The sequence below is a fragment of the Saccharothrix stipae genome (assembly GCF_054781895.1).
In genome coordinates, this window is the sequence record NZ_BAAGTN010000007.1 from 897596 (window position 1) to 915868 (window position 18273).

At 73.5% G+C, this 18273-nt stretch carries 19 protein-coding genes and 1 pseudogene; 9 read left to right on the forward strand and 11 right to left on the reverse strand.

What is annotated here, in order from left to right; translation table 11 throughout:
* Positions 1–17 precede the first annotated feature (17 nt).
* Entirely contained in the window at positions 18–1154 is a 1137-nt protein-coding gene (locus ACYVLT_RS16690; RefSeq protein WP_461121098.1) for an alkaline phosphatase family protein, read from the reverse strand.
* Between the two features lie 37 nt (positions 1155–1191).
* On the opposite strand from ACYVLT_RS16690, the gene ACYVLT_RS16695 reads away from it, so the two are divergent.
* Positions 1192–1698, forward strand: a complete 507-nt coding sequence (locus ACYVLT_RS16695; protein WP_461121099.1) for a DinB family protein — start codon at positions 1192–1194, stop codon at positions 1696–1698.
* Between the two features lie 25 nt (positions 1699–1723).
* On the opposite strand, the gene ACYVLT_RS16700 is transcribed toward ACYVLT_RS16695, so the two are convergent.
* Entirely contained in the window at positions 1724–4090 is a 2367-nt protein-coding gene (locus tag ACYVLT_RS16700; protein ID WP_461121100.1) for an HAD-IC family P-type ATPase, read from the reverse strand.
* A 159-nt stretch (positions 4091–4249) separates the two neighbouring features.
* Here ACYVLT_RS16700 and ACYVLT_RS16705 point away from each other — a divergent pair.
* Positions 4250–5636 (forward strand): annotated as a pseudogene (locus ACYVLT_RS16705) (phosphoketolase family protein); the annotation flags it as partial.
* A gap of 1 nt (position 5637) precedes the next feature.
* Positions 5638–6708: an acetate/propionate family kinase gene (locus ACYVLT_RS16710; protein WP_461121101.1), complete on the forward strand. Its 1071-nt coding sequence runs from the start codon at positions 5638–5640 to the stop codon at positions 6706–6708.
* Positions 6709–6740: 32 nt separating this feature from the next.
* Here ACYVLT_RS16710 and ACYVLT_RS16715 read toward each other — a convergent pair whose 3' ends face one another.
* The 4 genes from ACYVLT_RS16715 to ACYVLT_RS16730 all read right to left on the reverse strand — a co-directional run bounded on the left by ACYVLT_RS16715 (position 6741) and on the right by ACYVLT_RS16730 (position 11666).
* Positions 6741–9023: an ATP-binding protein gene (locus tag ACYVLT_RS16715; protein WP_461121102.1), complete on the reverse strand. Its 2283-nt coding sequence runs from the start codon at positions 9021–9023 to the stop codon at positions 6741–6743.
* A 286-nt stretch (positions 9024–9309) separates the two neighbouring features.
* Positions 9310–9930, reverse strand: a complete 621-nt coding sequence (locus ACYVLT_RS16720) for a TetR/AcrR family transcriptional regulator (protein WP_461121103.1) — start codon at positions 9928–9930, stop codon at positions 9310–9312.
* Positions 9899–10855 (reverse strand): saccharopine dehydrogenase family protein, encoded by a 957-nt coding sequence (locus ACYVLT_RS16725; RefSeq protein ID WP_461121104.1) that lies wholly within the window; start codon positions 10853–10855, stop codon positions 9899–9901. The genes ACYVLT_RS16720 and ACYVLT_RS16725 overlap by 32 nt, the downstream gene beginning before the upstream one ends.
* Before the next feature lies 1 nt (position 10856).
* Positions 10857–11666 carry a class I SAM-dependent methyltransferase gene (locus ACYVLT_RS16730; protein ID WP_461121105.1) on the reverse strand — a complete coding sequence of 270 codons (810 nt, stop codon included), beginning with the start codon at positions 11664–11666 and terminating at the stop codon, positions 10857–10859.
* 95 nt (positions 11667–11761) lie between these two features.
* Here ACYVLT_RS16730 and ACYVLT_RS16735 point away from each other — a divergent pair, with 95 nt between their 5' ends.
* Both ACYVLT_RS16735 and ACYVLT_RS16740 read left to right on the forward strand, forming a co-directional pair.
* Positions 11762–12094 (forward strand): YnfA family protein, encoded by a 333-nt coding sequence (locus tag ACYVLT_RS16735; RefSeq protein ID WP_461121106.1) that lies wholly within the window; start codon positions 11762–11764, stop codon positions 12092–12094.
* Positions 12091–12996 (forward strand): aminoglycoside phosphotransferase family protein, encoded by a 906-nt coding sequence (locus ACYVLT_RS16740; protein WP_461121107.1) that lies wholly within the window; start codon positions 12091–12093, stop codon positions 12994–12996. The genes ACYVLT_RS16735 and ACYVLT_RS16740 overlap by 4 nt, the downstream gene beginning before the upstream one ends.
* Here the strand turns inward: ACYVLT_RS16740 and ACYVLT_RS16745 are convergent.
* The 3 genes from ACYVLT_RS16745 to ACYVLT_RS16755 all read right to left on the reverse strand — a co-directional run bounded on the left by ACYVLT_RS16745 (position 12987) and on the right by ACYVLT_RS16755 (position 15233).
* A complete protein-coding gene (locus ACYVLT_RS16745; protein ID WP_461121108.1) occupies positions 12987–13325 on the reverse strand; it encodes a hypothetical protein in 339 nt (112 codons plus the stop codon). The genes ACYVLT_RS16740 and ACYVLT_RS16745 overlap by 10 nt on opposite strands.
* A gap of 68 nt (positions 13326–13393) precedes the next feature.
* Positions 13394–14365 carry a pirin family protein gene (locus ACYVLT_RS16750; RefSeq protein ID WP_461121109.1) on the reverse strand — a complete coding sequence of 324 codons (972 nt, stop codon included), beginning with the start codon at positions 14363–14365 and terminating at the stop codon, positions 13394–13396.
* Positions 14366–14399: 34 nt separating this feature from the next.
* Positions 14400–15233 carry a peptidoglycan-binding domain-containing protein gene (locus ACYVLT_RS16755; protein ID WP_461121110.1) on the reverse strand — a complete coding sequence of 278 codons (834 nt, stop codon included), beginning with the start codon at positions 15231–15233 and terminating at the stop codon, positions 14400–14402.
* 371 nt (positions 15234–15604) lie between these two features.
* Between ACYVLT_RS16755 and ACYVLT_RS16760 the strand changes: the two genes are divergently transcribed.
* Together ACYVLT_RS16760 and ACYVLT_RS16765 are read left to right on the forward strand one after the other, a co-directional pair.
* The gene (locus ACYVLT_RS16760; protein WP_461121111.1) at positions 15605–15802 is read left to right on the forward strand and encodes a hypothetical protein; all 198 of its coding nucleotides are present in this window, start codon (positions 15605–15607) and stop codon (positions 15800–15802) included.
* A 100-nt stretch (positions 15803–15902) separates the two neighbouring features.
* A complete protein-coding gene (locus tag ACYVLT_RS16765; protein ID WP_360450385.1) occupies positions 15903–16103 on the forward strand; it encodes an antitoxin in 201 nt (66 codons plus the stop codon).
* Positions 16104–16157: 54 nt separating this feature from the next.
* Here ACYVLT_RS16765 and ACYVLT_RS16770 read toward each other — a convergent pair whose 3' ends face one another.
* Positions 16158–16391 (reverse strand): hypothetical protein, encoded by a 234-nt coding sequence (locus ACYVLT_RS16770; protein WP_461121112.1) that lies wholly within the window; start codon positions 16389–16391, stop codon positions 16158–16160.
* Between the two features lie 85 nt (positions 16392–16476).
* Positions 16477–16863: an ATP-binding protein gene (locus ACYVLT_RS16775; RefSeq protein WP_461121113.1), complete on the reverse strand. Its 387-nt coding sequence runs from the start codon at positions 16861–16863 to the stop codon at positions 16477–16479.
* A gap of 178 nt (positions 16864–17041) precedes the next feature.
* Between ACYVLT_RS16775 and ACYVLT_RS16780 the strand changes: the two genes are divergently transcribed.
* Together ACYVLT_RS16780 and ACYVLT_RS16785 are read left to right on the forward strand one after the other, a co-directional pair.
* The gene (locus ACYVLT_RS16780; protein WP_461121114.1) at positions 17042–17371 is read left to right on the forward strand and encodes an STAS domain-containing protein; all 330 of its coding nucleotides are present in this window, start codon (positions 17042–17044) and stop codon (positions 17369–17371) included.
* A complete protein-coding gene (locus ACYVLT_RS16785) occupies positions 17368–18228 on the forward strand; it encodes an aminoglycoside phosphotransferase family protein (protein WP_461121115.1) in 861 nt (286 codons plus the stop codon). Before ACYVLT_RS16780 ends, ACYVLT_RS16785 begins: the two co-directional genes overlap by 4 nt.
* Positions 18229–18273 lie beyond the last annotated feature (45 nt).

The following is an 18273-nucleotide window of genomic DNA, read 5'->3' on the forward strand; positions in this document are numbered from 1 at the left end:
GCGGCCGACACGTGATGCTATGCCGAACCGGTCGTGCGCAGGACCGGGACGTGCTGCTCCTCCTCCGTCAGCGAGCCGTGGTGCCCCACCAGCTCGGTCAGACCGGTCTCGACCTCCGATCGGACCACCGCCAGCGAACCCCTCGCCGCCACGACCAGGTCACCGATCCGCGGCAGCACGTGCTCGTCCACGCGCGGCCCGAACCACCCCGCCGCGACGGCCTCCGCGCGTGACGCGATCCACGCCCGGTCACCCAGCCGCTCGACCCACCTGGCCCGCACGGCCTCCGCGTCGGACGTGTAGACGTGCCGGACCCGCGTCTCACCGCCGAGCACCCGCACCCCCTCGCGCAGGACCGCGTCGGTGTCGAAGTCCACCCGGTCCGCCACCGGCACCATCCCGTGGTCGGCCGTCACGACCAGCGCGCCACCCGCCGGCAGGCCGTCCGCCACCGCCGCCGCCAACCGGTCGACGAACCGCAGCTGCCACCGCCACGGCTTGCTGCCCGGCCCGTACACGTGCCCGAGCGCGTCCAGGTCGGCGTGGTAGGCGTAGCAGAGCACCCGGTCCGCCGACCGCAACGCCTCCGCCACCCGTGTCACCAGGTCACCGAACCCGAGCACGCCCTGGAACCGCCCGCCTCGCAGCACGGCCCGCGACAGCCCGCTGCCCTGCTGGTCACGCGGCAGCACGAGCCGCACCGCCACCCCCGCGTCGGCGGCCACCTCGAACGCCGTGCGCCGCGGCTGCACGTCCTCCGGCACGAGCACGGTCCGCAGGTCCACGTGTCGCGCCGACCCGTACCGGCGCCACCTCAACGCGTCCAACACCTCGTCGTCGACGGCGAACGTGTACCCGACCAACCCGTGCTCACCGGTCGGCAGGCCGGTCCCGAGCGCGGCCACGCTGGTCGCCGTGGTCGCCGGGAACCCGGCCGTGATCGGCGACCCGGCCAACGACGCCAGGAACGGCGCGTCGGCCTCGTGCTCGCGCAGCAACCGCCACCCGAGACCGTCGACGAGCAGCACGCACACCCGCGACGGTCCGGAGATGCCGAGCACGTCGACCATCCCGGGCACCTCCAGCCCGGCCAGCAACGACGGCACGACGTCGGCGAGCGATCCGGCCCCGTACCGGGGCACCAGCGGGTCCATGGCACCCGACCCTAGCCCGCCGGGGACGATCTACCCCATGACCACCGAACGCCAAGGCCCACCCCTGCGGGGCGACGAGCGCGAGACGTTGCGCGCGTTCCTCGACTACCACCGCGCCACGCTCGCCATGAAGTGCGACGGTCTGTCCACAGAGGACTTGCGCCGCCGCTCCATGCCGCCGTCCACGCTCACCCTGCTCGGGCTGGTCCGGCACATGGCCGAGGTGGAGCGGACCTGGTTCCGCCGGGTGATCAACCACGAGGACGTCCCGCTGGTGTGGTCGGCCGACGGTGACTTCCAGGTCGCCTACGACGCCTCCACCGCCACCAGGTCCGAAGCCTTCGAGGCCTGGCAGGCGGAGGTCGAGCACGCGCGCCGCATCGAGCGCGAGGCCGAGTCCTTGGACGTCACGGGTCACCACGCACGCTGGGGCGGGGAGGTGTCGTTGCGCTTGGTCATGCTCCACGTCATCCACGAGTACGCGCGGCACAACGGGCACGCCGACCTCCTGCGCGAGGGCATCGACGGCACCGTCGGTGCGTGACGCGGCCCCGCTGCGGCCAGGCTGGTCAGGCTGGTCCGCCTTCGCGCCCGGGCCGCGGCACGAGCCGGCCGACGAGTTCCACCAGCGCCGCCGCCACCGCGCCGACCACCGCGCCCACCAGCAGCCGCTGCGGCGTCACGTCGAGCAGGAACACGTCCGCCGCCGGCACGGGCACGGCCAGGATCACCGCCGCGGCCCCGGCCAGCCCGGCCACGAGCGCCACCTTCCAGCCGGTCAACGGCCGCGACACCAGCGACAACGTCCACAGCGAGGCGACGAGCACCACGACCGTCGCCACCGTCCGCCCGGCCGCCGGACCGCCGGCCGGGTCCAGCTGGCGGATCACCAGGTCGCCGGCGAACGCGGCCAGCCCGATCACCGCACCGGTCGGCACGGCCAGCCGCAGCACCCGCCGCAGGAAACCCGGCACGTACCGGCGCCGGTTCGGGCCGAGCGCCAGCACGAAACCGGGGATGCCGATCGTCAGCGCGGAGATCATGGTGAGCTGGATCGGCGCCAACGGGTAGGCCAGCCCGCTCACCAGCACGACCAGCGCCAGCACCAGCGAGTACCCGTTCTTCACCAGGAACAGGTTCGCCGCCCGCTCGATGTTGGCGATCACCCGCCGCCCCTCCGCGACCACGTCGGGCAGGTGCGCGAACCGACTGTCCAGCAGCACGAGCTGGGCCACCGCCCTGGTCGCGGCGGCGCCGTTGCCCATCGCCACGCCGATGTCGGCGTCCTTCAACGCCATCGCGTCGTTGACACCGTCACCGGTCATCGCCACCACGTGCCCGCGCCGCTGCAACGCGCCCACCATGGCCCGCTTCTGCTGCGGCGTGACCCTGCCGTACACGGCGGAGGTCTCCAGGACGTCGGCCAGCTCGTCCGGGTCGTCGGGCAACGTCCGCGCGTCCACCGCCTCGTCCGCCGCGGAGATGCCGGGCACCCCGACGGCCACCGCGACCGCTCCGACCGTGCGCGGGTTGTCGCCGGAGATCACCCGCAGCGCCACACCCTCCTCGGCGAAGTACCGCAGTGTTTCGGCGGCGTCCTCGCGGATCCGCTCGGCCAGCACGACCAGCGCGCGCCCGGCCAGGCCGGCGGGCAACGACGTGCCGTCGGCGGGGGCGCGGGCCGAGGCCAGGACCAGCACCCGCTTGCCCTGCGCGGCGATGTCGCCGGCACGCTCCGACCACGCCCCACCGGCCGGGAACACCATCTCCGGCGCGCCCAGCACCCACGTGCCGTGCCCGTCGGCGTCCACCGAGGACCACTTGCGGGCCGAGGAGAACGGCACGCCGCCGGTCCGCCGCCAGGTGGTCGAGGTGAACGACGCGGCCAGCGCGGCGGAGGTCGCGTTCGCGTCCGGCGCCGACGCCAGCAACGCCAACGCCTCCCGGACCTCGTCCCCCGGCCCGTCCACCACCAGCGAGTCGAACACGATGTCGCCGTGCGTGAGCGTGCCCGTCTTGTCCAGGCACACGACGTCGACCCGGGCCAGCACCTCCACGGCGGGCAGCTCCTGCACCAACGTCCGCTGCCGCGCCAGGGTCACCGCGGCCACCATGAACGCCAGGCTGGTGAGCAGCACCAGGCCCTCGGGGACCATGCCGACCAACGCCGCCACGGCGCCGGTCATCGCGTCCTGCCAGCCGTCGGTGTCGGCGCTGCGCAGCTGGCCCAGGAGCAGCAGCGGGCCGACCACCAGCATCATCAGCGAGATCCACCGCAGCAGCTTGTTCGTGCCCGCGACCAGTTCGGACCGCACCACGGTGAACCGGCGCGCCTCGGCGGTGAGCCGGCTCGCGTAGGCGTCCGCGCCGACCGCCGTGGCCCGGAACCGGCCCGACCCCGCCACCACGATCGACCCCGACCGCACCTCGTCGCCCACCGCCTTGTGCACCGGGTCGGACTCGCCGGTCAGCAGCGACTCGTCCACTTCCAACCCGTCGGTGGCGTCGACCACGCCGTCGGCCACGACCTGGTCGCCGGTGCGCAGCCCGATCAGGTCGTCGGCCACCACCTCGTCGACCGCGATCTCGGACGTCACACCGTCGCGCGTCACCCGGGCGTGTGGCGCGTTGAGCACGGCGAGCCGGTCGAGGGTGCGCTTGGCCCGCAGCTCCCCGATCACGCCGATCGCCGTGTTGGCCACGACGACCAGCCCGAACAGGCCGTTCTGCCAGCGCCCGGTGGCGAGGACGACCAGGAACAACGCGGTCAGCAGCCCGTTGAACGGCGTGATGACGTTCGCCCGGACGATCTGCCCGGCGCCGCGGCTGGTGCGGGAGCCGACCGCGTTGGTCCGCCCGTCGGCGACCCGCTCCGCGACCTGCGCCGAGGTCAACCCCTCCGCCTGCGCCACCCCCACACCGGCGACCTCGGACATCCGCACCTCCCCGCGCCCGACCGGGCCCCATCGTCACCCGCCCCACCCGTTCCCGCCCGCCACGCCTCGGCGGACGCGGTCGAGTTTCGGCACCCGGTGATCACGGCTAGCGTCGGTTCCATGCCGTCGACCGGGCAGCAAGCGGACGACCTCGACCAGCTGGACAACCCGCTGCTGCGCGAGCCGCTGCGACCCGAGCACGTCAAGCCGCGCCTGCTCGGCCACCGGGGCACCACCCCGGGCCTCAACCTGGTCCACGCCCACGTGAACCGGGCGATCCGGCAACGCGACCTGAACGCCCTCTTCGTCACCGGTCCCGGCCACGGCGGACCCGGGCTCGTCGCGAACGCCTACCTGGAGGGCACCTACAGCGAGGTCTACCCGGCCATCGGCGAGGACCTGGACGGCCTGCGCGCGCTGTTCCGCCAGTTCTCCTTCCCCGGCGGCATCCCGAGCCACGTCGCGCCGGAGACCGGGCCGCCGGCCGCGAGCCGGCACTCGAACAAGTTCCTCGACCCGGCCCGCGACGGCGTGGTGCTGCCGGTCCTGCACCTCAACGGCTACAAGATCGCCAACCCCACCGTGCCGGCGCGCAACCCGGAGGACGAGTCGGCGTCGCTGCTGCGCGGGTACGGCCACACACCGCACTTCGTCGTCGGCGATGAGCCCAAGGCCGTGCACGAGCAGCTGGCGTCCACAGTGGACACCGTGCTGGACGACATCGCCGAGATGAAGACGGCCACGCGGCGCCCACCGTGGCCGGTGATCGTGCTGCGCACACCGAAGGGCTGGACCGGACCGCGCGAAGTGGACGGCCGGCCGGTCGAGGGCACCTTCCGCGCGCACCAGGTCCCGCTCGCCGGCACCCGCACCGATGCCGGTCACCGCGCCCAGCTGGAAGAGCGGATGCGCGGCTACCGGCCGGAGGAGCTGTTCGACGACGACGGCGCGCTCGTGCCGAATGGACCACTGCCTGCGCAGCAGGCACTACGTGAACGTGGTCGTGGCGGGCAAGCAGCCCGCGCTGACCTACCTGGACATGACCGCCGCGATCGCCCACTGCGCGCGCGGCGTGGGCGCCTGGGACTGGGCGGGCACCGCCGAGGGCGAGCCGGACGTGGTGCCGGCGTGCGCGGGCGACATCCCGACGTTGGAGACCCTGGCGGCGGCGAAGCTGCTGCGCGAACACCTGCCCGGCCTGAAGGTGCGGGTGGTGAACGAGACCACGGACAAGCCGGTGATCTTCGCCTTCCACGGCTACCCGTGGCTCGTCCACCGCCTCACCTACCGCCGCACGAACCACGTCGACCTGCACGTGCGCGGCTGCAAGGAGGAGGGCACCACGACCACGCCGTTCGACATGGTGATGCTCAACGACCTCGACCGGTTCCACCTGGTCATGGACGTGATCGACCGCGTGCCGTCGTTGGGCGGCGCGGCGGCGTCGGTGCGCCGGCGCATGGTCGACGCCCGGTCCGCCGCCCGCCGGTACACCCGTGAGCACGGCGAGGACGACCCGGCGATCGCCGGGTGGACGTGGGGCTGACGTGCGGGTCCTGGTGGTCAACGCGGGCTCGTCCAGCCTGAAGCTGCGGCTGCTGGCGGCCGACGACGAGGTGGAGCGCACCGCCGACGTCGAGCCGGACCCGGCGCGGCTGGGCGAGGTGCTGGAGGGCTGGCCGACGCCGGACGCCGTCGGGCACCGGGTGGTGCACGGCGGGACCAGGTTCACCGAACCGGTCGTCGTCGACGACCTGGTGCGGCAGGCCCTGGTCGACCTGACCGCGCTCGCGCCGCTGCACCAGCCGAAGTCGTTGGCGGCCCTGGACGCGGTGCACCGGCTGCTGCCGCGCGTGCCGGCGGTCGCGTGCTTCGACACCGCGTTCCACACCACGATCTCCGCCGCGGCGGCCACCTACGCCGTGCCCCGGGAGTGGCGGGAGCGGTACGCGATCCGCCGTTACGGCTTCCACGGCCTGTCCCACGCCCACTGCGCGCGCCGGGTGGCCGAACTGGTGTCGCCCGGCCTGCGGCTGGTCAGCTGCCACCTGGGCGCGGGCGCGTCCCTGGCCGCTATCGCCGACGGCCGCAGCATCGACACCACCATGGGCTTCACCCCGCTGGAAGGCCTGGTGATGGCCACCAGGTCGGGCACCGTCGACCCCGGTCTGGTGCTGTGGTTGGAGGAGCACGAGGACCTGTCGCCGCACGAGGTCGCGACCGCGTTGGAGCAGGAGTCCGGCCTCACCGCGCTGGCCGGCACCGGCGACCTGCGCGAGATCGACGCGGCGGCGGCCGGCGGCGACCCGGACGCCGTGCTGGCGCTGGACGTCTACACGCACCGGCTCGTCGGGGGCGTCGCCGCGATGGCCGCCGCGCTCGGTGGTCTGGACGTGCTGGCGTTCACCGGCGGCGTCGGCGAGAAGTCCGCCACGGTGCGCCGCCGGGCCGCGGAGAGGTTGGGGTTCCTCGGCATCGCGATCGACCCGGACCGCAACGGGCACGTCGACGGCGACACCGACATCACCGGACCCGTCGCGCAAGCCCGGACCCTCGTCGTCACGGCGCGCGAAGACCTGGAGATCGCACGCGGCACCCGAAGCGCGCTCAGTCGCTGATCGGCTTGCCGCCGCCGACGACCCCCCGACGATCAGGCGACGGTGTCTGCGGCGGCCAGCCGGGACCGGATCGCCAGCACCTCGGCGGTGCGGTGCTGGGAGCGGTACAGCTCCAGCGCCTGCGACCAGGCCTCGCGCGCCTCGTCGTGCTGGCCCAACGCCGAGTGCGCCTGCGCCAGCAGGTCCAGCGTGTCGGCCTCCTCACCGCGGTCGTTCAGGCTGCGCAGCACCGCGATCGCGTCGCGGAAGTGCTCGACGGCCCGCGCGTGGTCGCCGGTGCGGTGGGCGATGTGCCCGACGCTGCTCAACGTGTAGGCCTCGCCGTCGGCGTAGCCGAGCCGCCGGTTCAGCTCCAGCGCGGCCGTGCAGTACTCCGCCGCGCGCGTGAGGTCGCCGAGCCTCATGTGGTACCAGCCGACCGAGTTGAGCATGTTCGCCTCACGGGTCGGGTCGCCCAGCCCCCGGTAGAGCTCCAACGCCTGGTACGCGTGCTTCAGCGCGCGCTCGCTGTCGCCCTGCTGGTGCCACGCGGCAGCGAACGCCTCGTGCGTGCGCGCCTGCCCCGCGACGTCGTCGGCCCGGTGGAACAGGTCCAACGCCCGGTGCAGGTGCGCCAGGCCCTCGCGGTGCTCGCCGACGTCCAGCAGCGCCACCCCGAGCCGCCGGTGCGCGCGGGCCTGGTCGCCCGGGTCGTCCAAGTGCTCGACGGCGGCGACGGCGGTCCGCCACGTGGCGAGGTTGTCCCGCCGGTGCCCCTGCCGGTAGTGGAACGTGTGCAGCACCCAGCCGAGCCGCCACGCCGGGGTGTGCCACCCGTGCCGGGCGGCCAGGAGCTGCGCCTCCATCAGGTTGGCGTGCTCGACCTCGAACCACGCCACCGCGCGCGCCAGGTCGGGCAGCGGGTGGGGCGTCACGCCGGGCACCGGGCGGCCGATCGCGATCGACGGCCGGTGCGGGTCGAGCACGCGTTCACCGGAGTACGCGGTGTGCAGGTAGAAGTCGAGCAGCCGGGTCAACGCCTCGTGGCGCACCGGTTCGGCGATGTCGCGCGTCGCCTGCTCGGCCGCGTACAGCCGCACCAGGTCGTGCATCCGGTAGCGGCCCGGCTCGTGCTCCTGCACCAGGCTCTCCGCCTCCAGGCCGCGCAGCCGCACCCGTGCCTCGGCGGTGGGCACGCCGATCAGCGCCGCGGCGGCCGGCAACCCGATGTCCCGGCCCGGTGCGAGGCCGAGCAGCCCGAACGCGGTGGCCGTCGGCTCGGCCAGCGCCTGGTAGGACCAGGAGAACACGGCCCGCAGGTTGGCCTCGGCGTCGTCGATGTTGAGCGCGTCCAACCGGCCGGCGTGGTCGCGCAGCTCGTCGGCCAGGGCGCACAGCGAGAACTCGGGGTGGCTGGTCGCGCGGGCCGCCACGATCCCCAGGGCCAGCGGCAGGCCGGCGCAGAACGCGACCAGCTCGTCCACCGCGCCGGGTGCCGACGCCAGCCGGTCCGGGCCGAGGTGGCGGTCGAGCAGGTTGCGGGCCTCGTCGTCGGGCAGCACGTCCAGGTCGACCTGGCGGGCGCCGTGCGCGGTGACCAGGCGGGTCAGCCGGCGGCGGCTGGTGATCAGCACCGTGCACGTGGGGCTGCCGGGCAGCAGTGGCACGACCTGGGCCGTGTCACGGGCGTTGTCCAGCACGATCAGCATCCGGCGGCCGGCGATCACGCTGCGGTACAGGCCGGCCTGGGCCTGCGGGTCGGTGGGCATGGTGGCCGGGTCGACGCCCATCGCCTCCAGGAACCCGCGCAGGGCCGCCGCCGGCGGCACGGGTGAGCACGTGGGGTCGAAGCCGCGCAGGTCGACGTGCAGCTGACCGTCCGGGAACAGGTGCAGGTTGCGGTGCGCCCAGTGCAGCGCCAACCAGGTCTTGCCGATGCCTCCCGCGCCGCTGAGCGCCGAGATGACCACGGTCGCGGGCTGGGCCGTGAGAGCGGCCGTGACGTGCGCCAACTCCCGTTCCCGCCCGGTGAACCCGGCCGGCGCGGCGGGCAGCTGCCGGGCCACCGGCTCGTCCTGGGGCGCGGTGGTCTCCGACGTCGCCATCGCCCACCGCCGGTGCAGCTCGACCAGTTCGGCCTTGGTCGCGCCGCAGGCCCGCGCGATCCGCGCCACCACCTCGAAGTGCTCGGGCACGGCACGGCCCTGGCAGTAGCGGTGCAGCGCGGACCTGCTCAACCCGGTCCGCTCGCCCAGCACCCGGTAGCTGCGGCCGCTGCCCCGCTTCAGTTCGCCGAGCGCTCGCGCGAACGCGTCGACGTGCGCCGATGACGACATGCACCGCCCCCTCGATGATCCAGCGTCCCACAGGCTGTCCCACCGGTCCACGTCGTTGCAGCTCAAGGCATCCGCGCTGTCCCAGCGTCCCGTGCCCCTGGCGCCGCCGTGCCCCGATCCGCCATGGTCGAACCCGACGGACCGGTGGGCTCGGCGCTTGAGGGGGATGTCGCGCCCGCCGTTCGGTCGACGGCCACCCCACGCGCGGGGTGCCGGTAACCGGGGGCGTCCGGCCGCGTCGACGAACCACGACGCGGCCGGACGGGGGTTCGGTCCCGCACCGGCCCTAGCGCGGTGTGATGCCGTTCAGCACGGTGGACACCAGCGCGTCCACGTAGCCCGGCGGCACTTCGACCGGCTCCGCCAGACCCCGGTAGACGCGGGGGAGGACCAGTTCGTGGCACGCGCCGACGATGAGCGTGGCCACCGCTTCGAGGTCGGTGGTCGCGGCGATCCGGCCCCGGTCCCGTTCGACGCGCAGGTAGTCGGCGAGGGCCGCGTGCAGGCCGCGCCCGCCGGCCATCGGGTTGGGCAGCGCGTCGAAGCGGGCGAACACCTCGGGTTGGCCCACCAGGCCGGCGAACGCGGGCAGGAACGCGGCGTGCACGGCCAGGGCGTGGGTGACGAAGGCGTGCAGGTTCTCTTCGAGCGTGCCGTCCGCGGCGGGACTGCCGACGCGCCGCTCGACCTCGCGCACGTGCTCGTGCAGGGCCAGCGCGAGCAGCTCCTCCTTGTCCGCGAAGTGGTTGTAGAGCACGCCTACCGCGACGTCGGCGGCGCGGGCGATGTCGCGGACCGTGAGCCCGGCGGTGCCCCGTTCGGCGATGAGGCGGGTGGCCGCGGCGATCAGGTGGTCGCGCAGGCTCACCTCGCCGTCACGCAGTGCTGCTGCTCGTCGTGGTGCCATCGCGCTGCATCGTAGGCGGTAGGTGCAGGACGAAGCCGTGCCCGGCCGCCTCGGTCAGGAACCCGAGCGGCTCGACCACCTGGTCGACGTGCCACACGCCATGCGGCAGCGCGGGCAGCCGGGCCACCAGCAGCGCCGCGACCACGCCCGTGGCACGGCTCTGCCTCCTCCCGCTGAACGCGCACGTCACCCCGCCCGCCGACACCGCCACCGCGAACCCGTCACCGCCCACGTGCACCCCGGTCAACGGCCCGAGCCGGTGCGCGAACCGCGCGGCGGCGGGCAGCAGCGCGGTGACCAGCCGCGAGTCCAGGCACAACCCGGTGCGCACGCGGTCCACGTCGAGCGTGCGGAGCAGCGTGTGCTGGTCGGAGAACGGGAACCCGTGCACGGTCCGCGTGCCGTGGGGCGCGGGGAAGGTCGTGCGCCAGGACGGACCCAGCCGCGCGAGCCCGTCGAGCGTCCACGCGACCGCCGCCGCACCGTGCCGTTCGCCGCCGCCCACCAGCACGCCGATCTCGACGTCACGGGCGCCGGTCAGCTCGACGCAGTGCCGGGCCAGCAGGTTCGTGACACCGGGCGCGAGGCCGACGCTGAGCAGCGCGGTCGCGTCACCCTCCAGTGCCTCGACGGCGGTGACGGTCTCGTGCGACGCGGTCACGTCCACGTAGTGCACGCCGCGTTCCAGGCAGGCGCGGGCGATCCGGGCGTTGTCCACCTCGGCGCACATCAACACGGCGTAGGCGCCGTCCAGCGCGCGCTGCACGTCTCCGTCGTCCCGCAGGTCCACCCGCAATGTCGTGGTGCCCGGGACCGTCGCCGCCGCGTTGCGCCCGGCCACCACCACCTCGTGCGCGGGGGACAGCACGGCCGCCGCCTCGCGGCCGACCGCGCCGTACCCGCCGAAGATCACGATCCGCGCCACGTCAGGCCCTCGCGGTGACGAGCCGGGCGTTGCCGCGCAGCCGCACCGCGGCACCGTCGAAGTACGGCGTCAACGCCCTCGCCACGGCGTCCCGGGTGCCGGCCACCAGGGCCGGCGAGGCGTCTCGCAGCGCGTGCCGCACCGGGCCCCAACCCATGAGGAACTCCGTCGCGTCGGCGACGTCGCCGCCCCACACCTGGTCGGCCTCCACCGCCTCGGCCGTGACGTCGGTGAAGCCCGCGCCGGTGAGCACCCGGTCGACGACGGCCGGGTCGGCCAGCGACAGCGGCCCGGTCTCGGCGGACGTCCACACCGGCGCGCCGCCGAACGCCTCGAACACCCCGGCCATGTCGCCGAGATCGCGCATCGACAGGAACGCCAACCGGCCGCCGGGCCGCAGCGCGCCGCGGATGTTGGCGAACGCCGCGACCGGGTCGGCGAAGAACATCACCCCGAACCGGCTGACGGCCACGTCGAAGGCGTGCGGCGGGAACGGGAAGACCTGCGCGTCGCCCTGCTCGTAGGCCAGGTTGGGCACACCCGTCGCGGCGGCCCGGGCACGGGCCAGCATCGGGCCGGACAGGTCGACGCCCAGCACGTGCGCCGCACGTCGTGCCGCCAGCCGGCTGACCAGGCCGTTGCCGCAGCCGATGTCGAGCACCCGGTGTTCGGGCGCGATGGCGGCGGCGGTGAGCAGCATGTCGTTGAAACCGCTGTTCACGGCGTCGTAGCGCTCGTGGTTGTCGGCCCAGTGGTGGCCCTCGTACCCGTTCCACGCCTCGGCCTGGTGGGTGTTGACGATCTCCGGCACGGGTGCCCCCTTCGTTATGAACGTCTGTTCATGAACAACTGTTCACAACGGGGTCCGGTGTTGTCAAGGGCGGCACGCCGGCTATCGTCGGGCTCATGACCGTGGTCCGCTCGCTGCTGTTGTTCGCGCTGGCGGCCGTCGCCGAGATCGGTGGCGCGTGGCTGGTCTGGCAGGGCGTGCGCGAGCACCGGGGCCTGCTGTGGATCGGCGCGGGCGTGGCGGCGCTCGGCCTGTACGGGTTCGTGGCGACCCTCCAGCCCGACGCGCACTTCGGCCGCATCCTGGCCGCGTACGGCGGGGTGTTCGTGGCCGGGTCGCTGGCCTGGGGCGTGGTGGTGGACGGGTTCCGGCCCGACCGGTGGGACTACGTCGGCGCGGCGATCTGCCTCGCCGGCGTGGCCGTGATCATGTACGCCCCGCGCCCGTGAAGATCCCGGAGGCGCTGGCGGCGTCGTACCACCGCACCGAGTGGGGCCGGGCGTGGCTCGCCGCGCTGCCCGGCCAGACCGCCGACTTCCTCGACCGGTGGGAGCTGCGGCCGGACGGGCCGGTCGACAGCGGCATGGCGTCGCTCGTGCTGCCGGTCGTGCGCGCGGACGGCACACCCGCCGTGCTCAAGCTCCAGCCCGTCACCGAGGACAACGCCGCCGCGCCGATCGGGCTGCGCACGTGGGACGGTGACGGCGTGGTCCGGCTGCTCGCCGACGAGCCGGGCGCCATGCTGCTGGAACGGCTGGACGCGCGCCGTCCGCTGGCCGCGGTGGCCGACGACGCGGTCGCCCTGCGGATCCTCGCCGACCTGCTGGCCCGCCTCGTCGCGGTGCCCGCGCCGCCGGGCGTGCGGCGGCTGACCGACATCGCCCGCGCCATGCTCGACCAGGTGCCGCGCGCCGTGCCCGTGCTGCGCTCGTCGGCCGACCGGGACCTGCTGCGCACCTGCGCGTCCGCCGTGGCCGAGGTGGCGGACGACGCGGGCGACCGGCTGTTGCACTGGGACCTGCACTACGACAACGTGCTGGCGGGCGACCGGGAGCCGTGGCTGGCGATCGACCCCGAACCGCTGGCCGGCGATCCCGGCTTCGACCTGCTGCCCGCCCTGGACAACCGCTGGGACGCCGTGATCGCCACCGGTGACGTGCCGCGAGCCGTCCTGCGCCGCTTCGACCTGCTGACCGACGTCCTCGCCCTCGACCGCGACCGCGCCACGGCGTGGACCCTGGGCCGGGTGCTGCAGAACTCGCTGTGGGACGTCCAGGACGGCGAGACCGCCCTGAACCCGGTCCAGGTCGCCATCGCCACCGCCCTGCTCGACCGGTCCCGTCAGAGCTGATCAGCGCGGGACGCTCCGTCACGCACCTGTGCAGGTCCCTCTGTCGGGACAGCCGCACGGTTCAGCTCTTCGGCGAACGCGGCCCGCACCTCACGGGTCGCGAGGCGGACGAACCCGGAATCCGGTCCGAACCACTGCTCCCAGACCTGCCGCACGATCTCGGGCGTGATGGTGACGCCCTGGTCGAGCAGCGCCGCGAACGACCTGGCTTCGGGCTCGTACTCGTCCTCGGGGGCCTCCATGGCGAGCAGGCTTTCCGGGTCCCACCGGTTCACCACGTCGAGGATGCGAGCGCGCAGCAGCGCACGGGTGTGGGCAGCACGAGGCACCCTTTCAGTCTCGGCGTGCGAGGCGGCCCGGCCAACCGGATAACACCGGCAGTCACGTCGGGGTTCCGTCAGGCCGGTGGTGGGTTGCCGCGTGGTCGGAGGCGGCCCATCGGCAGCGGTGGGGCGGGGAGGCGGGTGCCCGGGTAGCCCTCGACCTGGCCGAAGCGTTCCGACTCGGCCTGCCACTGGTCGCGGAATTGGGCGATCTCGTCGTGGCTGCGGCCCACGAAGTTCCACCACATCACCAGGTCCTCGCCCAGTGGCTCGCCGCCCAGCAGCACCACGCGGGCCGCGTCGTCGCCGGTGTTGGCCAGGTGCAGTGCGGTCGCGCCGACGCCGACGTAGCCGAGCGTGCCGCGGGCGAGGGCCGTGCCGCCGAGTGCCACCGCGCCCAAGTCGACCAGCACGCCGTGCTCGAACGCCGGGTCCACGTCGAGCGCCAGGCTCGCGCCGGGTTCCAGCACGAGTTCCGCGCCCAGCAACGGGGTGAACGTGCGCACCGGCGACGTTTCGCCCGCGACCGTTCCGAGGAACACCCTGGCGGTCGCGCCGACCAACGCCGCCGCGCCGGGCGCGTAGTGCTGGAAGTCGCGCGGCGCGTCGCGGTCGGCGTCGGGCAGCGCGATCCACAGCTGCACGCCGTGCAGCACGGTCGTGTCCGGGGTCGACACCTCCGAGTGGCAGATGCCGTGCCCGGCCGTCATCAGGTTCAGCTCGCCCGGCCGGACCACCGCGTGCACGCCTAGGCTGTCGCGGTGCTCGATCTCGCCGCTGAACAGCCAGCTCGCGGTCTGCAAGCCGGTGTGCGGGTGCGGCGCGACGTCCATGCCCCCGCTGACCGACACGTCGTCCGGACCGTAGTGGTCGGCGAAGCACCACGCGCCGATCATCGAGCGGGACCGCTGCGGCAGCGTGCGCCGCACCGTCATCGCCCGCGGGCCGCCCAACGGGACGTCGCGCGGGTCGAGCATCTCGACCGCCGCGGCACCGGACGTGCTCTCGCAGACCAGCTCGGACGGGTCGGTCTCCACGTTGCTCATCGTGCTGCCCATCGTAGAGGCCATCCGTCGCGGCTCAGAGCGCTCGCTGGTACTCCTCCCACGTGCGCTTCGGCGTGACCACCGGCCCGTCGTCCGGGCCGCGGTTGGCCAGGCCGTTCAGGCCGAGGTAGTAGTCGCCCGACTGGTGCTGGGCGCCGGAGGACTGGTCCGGGTCGCCCAACGCGATCGCGTGGATGTGGTAGTCGAAGCCCTGCGCCGGGGTGCGGACCCAGGCCGCGTAACCGACCTGCCGCAACGCCTTGGTCACGGCGGTCCGGGTGGTCGCCGTCATGCCCGACACCGAGATGTCCAGCGCGCCGCCGCCGTCGTGGGTGCCGGCCGAGCCGGGCACGCCACCGGGGTTGTAAGAGCCCTGGGTGATGGTCAACGACCGGCCGAGCAGCCGTTCCGCCTCGACCAGCATGGCCTTGGTGCGGGTGTTCATCAACGCGCCGCGGTAGGTGACCCGGCTGCCCGCCGACACCACGCGGGTGACGGTGTAGGTCGTCTCGCCCAGCAGGCGCAGCGAGGTCGGTCCGGGCAGGCCCGAGGCGTCGATCCCGGTGTAGCCGAGCGAGCGCTGGTAGGCCGCGTAGGCGTCGATCGTCCTGGTGCCGAAATGCCCGTCGGCGTAGGTCGAGGCCAGCAGGCCCTTCGCGACCAGTGCCCGTTCGACGAGCCGCACGCTGTCGCCGCTGCCCGGCGTGATCGCCGAGTCGGCCCGGCGCGGGTCGATCTGCGCCGCCTTGAGCACGGCCTCCATGTCCACCACCGGCAGGGCGGTGACCTGCGGCGCGGCACTCGCGGGCGCCGCCAGGCCGACCAACCCGATCAGCACACCGGCCACTGCGGCGACTCTGACGCTCACCACGACCACCTCCGGTCGACACCCGACGAATCGGGGCCAGTCAAGCGCGAACCGGCGGTTCCTGGCAATAGTTGACTGCGGTCGCTCGCAGTTGGTTGGATATTGACGGCACGACAGTGGCAGGTCGTGGAGTAGACTTCGGTGGGTTGGGGCACGAGCTGTCGGCAGTCGGCCGGCGCGGTACCCGACCCAGTCCGGCCGCACTCCGAGGCCGGGGACGGGAGCACCGGCTTGTCGCCGGATCATCCGTTCACATCATCTACCCCCACGGCCAGCGGGCACGTAGGTCCGAACCACCACGCCTCCGGCCTGCGGGATCTCGCCCGCTGCCGGTGTGGTGCGGCCCTGCCGGCAGGGGAGGCGGGTTCTTCATGACGCAGAGCACCAGACCTGGTCGATCACAGGGCGCGGCGGTGGGTTTCGCCGACGCGCGGGCCGCGGCCGACAGGGCCGAAGTCATCCAGCGCAACCTGGCCGCCCGCACCGTCGCGGACAACTCGGTCGACGCGAACGACTGCCGCGAGCTGCTGCTCATGCTCGGCCTGCCCGACCCGCCCGTGCCCGACTAACTCGACCGGGTGAGTTGTCGGTGTGGGCGCATCAACCGCACCGGCGCCGGGGTATCCGGGGAGTGTCCACGAGGGACACCCGGAGGAGGTTCGAGCGCAGATGGGTATCGGCGACAAGTTCGACGAGCTGAAGGACAAGGCCAAGGACGCCCTCGGTCAGCACGGCGACAAGGCCGACCAGGGCATCGACAAGGCCGGCCAGTTCGTCGACGAACGGACCGGCGGTCAGCACTCCGAGCACGTCCAGACGGGCACGGACAAGGCCAAGGAAGGCCTGGACCGGTTCCGCGACCAGCAGTGACCCCGCGAAGACGAGCAAGGGCCGCCCTCCGGTCGAGGGCGGCCCTTCCGCGTGTTACGACCGCGCGAGGCGCGCCGTGAGCAGCTGCTTGCCCTGCTCGGCGCCCTTGCGGCTCTCGCCCTGCGCGCGGCGGAAGAACTCCGCCAGCTCGCTGTCGCCCGCCCGCTCCGCGTCGGCGATGTAGGACTCCAGCCGCAGCGCGTTGCTCAGGCACGCCTCGACGAACCAGATGATGTTGTAGTCCTTGTCCTGGGTACCGGTCACCTGACCGGCTTCGGTCGTGGACACATGACCTCCTCGGTAGTCGGCGACCACGGGATACCCGTTCTGCCGCCTTCTACCACGGCACCCCGCCGCTTTCCGCGAGGCGCGCTCAGCCGTCCAGTTCCGCCCACACGACCTTGCCGCGGGCGGTCGGGTCCGAACCCCAGGACCGGCTCAACGCCGCCACGATGATCAACCCGCGCCCGCGTGCCGAGTCGACCTGCACCGGTCTCGGCTGCGGCAGCGCGGAGGACTGGTCGGCCACCTCGATCCGGATGCCGGCGGCCGTCCGCGTCACGGTCAGCCCCACCGGGCCGGTCGCGTGGTCCACCGCGTTGGACACCAGTTCGGTCACCACCAAGGCGGCGTCGTCGGCGGCGTCCGCCGACAACCCCCAGGCTGACGCCGCGTCGCCCACCACCTGTCGGGCACGCGCCGATGAGCCCGCTGAGGCGGGCAGCGTCACGGCCACCGGCGCCGCTGGCTCGTTGCGCACATCCGCTCCCGTTGATCGGCCGTTACCGCATCGTCGCACATCCTCCGGGCGCGCCACCGAGTGGTCGCGCCGACCGGTGTCCTGACGACGTTCGGCGGCGCGCGGGTGACCGGCGCGTGTGATGACGTTCGGGCACGGTATCGGCACGGGGCCCGTCCGGTGGCTAGGCTCGGGCACCATGGAATTGCAGGTGCGCAGTGAGGTCCGGGGCGGCTGGACGGTCGTCGCGGTGTCGGGCGAACTGGACGCGGAAACGGTCCCCGTGCTGTCCGACCGCCTCGAAGCGAGCACGGGCGCCCACGTGGTGGTCGACCTGGGCGGCGTGCCGTTCATGGACACCACGGGACTGTCCCTGATGCTCGACTGGCACCGCAGGTTGGACGGCTCCGGCGGCGAGTTCCGGATGGCGTGCCTGCAGCCGTCCGTGCACAAGCTGTTCCGGTTGACCGAGCTGACCGAGGTCATGCACATCCACGACTCCGTCGAATCGGCCACCTCGACCACGTGATCCCCGAGACCTTCCGGAACTCACCGATCCCCCGTGACCGCGACTGGCTGGCCGCCCTGCCCGCCGCGATCGAGCACCGCCTGGCGACCTGGGACCTGCGCCCCGACGGCCCGGCAACCCACGGCTCACACGCCCTGGTGATTCCCGTGACCCGCAACGGCACACCCCTTGTGCTGCGCATGAACGCCCCAAGCGAAGACGTCACCGCGCACATCGAGGCACTGCGCTTCTGGCGGGGCCGGGGCACCGTCCACCTGGTCGACGCCGACCCCGCCGGCGCCATGCTCCTGGAACGCCTGGACATGGACCACACCGCCCTGCACCTCCCGTCGGAGGAGGCCATGGCGGTGCTGGGCACGATGGCGCGCCGACTGGCCATCCCCGCCCCACCAACCGCCCGCTCCACCGCCGACCTCGCCCTGGCCCGCGCATCGAGCCTGGAAGCCGACTGGACCCGCCAGGGCAAACCGTTCGACCCGGCATTCCTGCGCGCGGGGGAGAAGGCCGTCGAGCAACTGGTCACCACGACTTCGGACCTGGCGGTCAACGGCGACCTGCACTCGGCACAAGTCCTGGCGGGCACCCGCGAACCCTGGCTGACCGTGGACCCGATCCTCCTACGAGGCGACCTCGCCTACGACCTGGCCCGCGTCCTCTGGACCAGACTGGACGAGATGCCCGACTCCACCGCGATCACCGAACACCTGACCATCGCCGTGGACTACGCCTCCATCCCCCACGACCAGGCCCGCAACTGGGTCATCTTCCGCGCCGTCGACTACTGGCTCTGGGGCCTGGACGCCGGCCTGACCGAAGACCCCCTCCGCTGCCACCGCCTCATATCCGCCCTCACCTAATCCCAACCACCGCCCCCACCCCCCCACCCACGCGCCCCACCAACC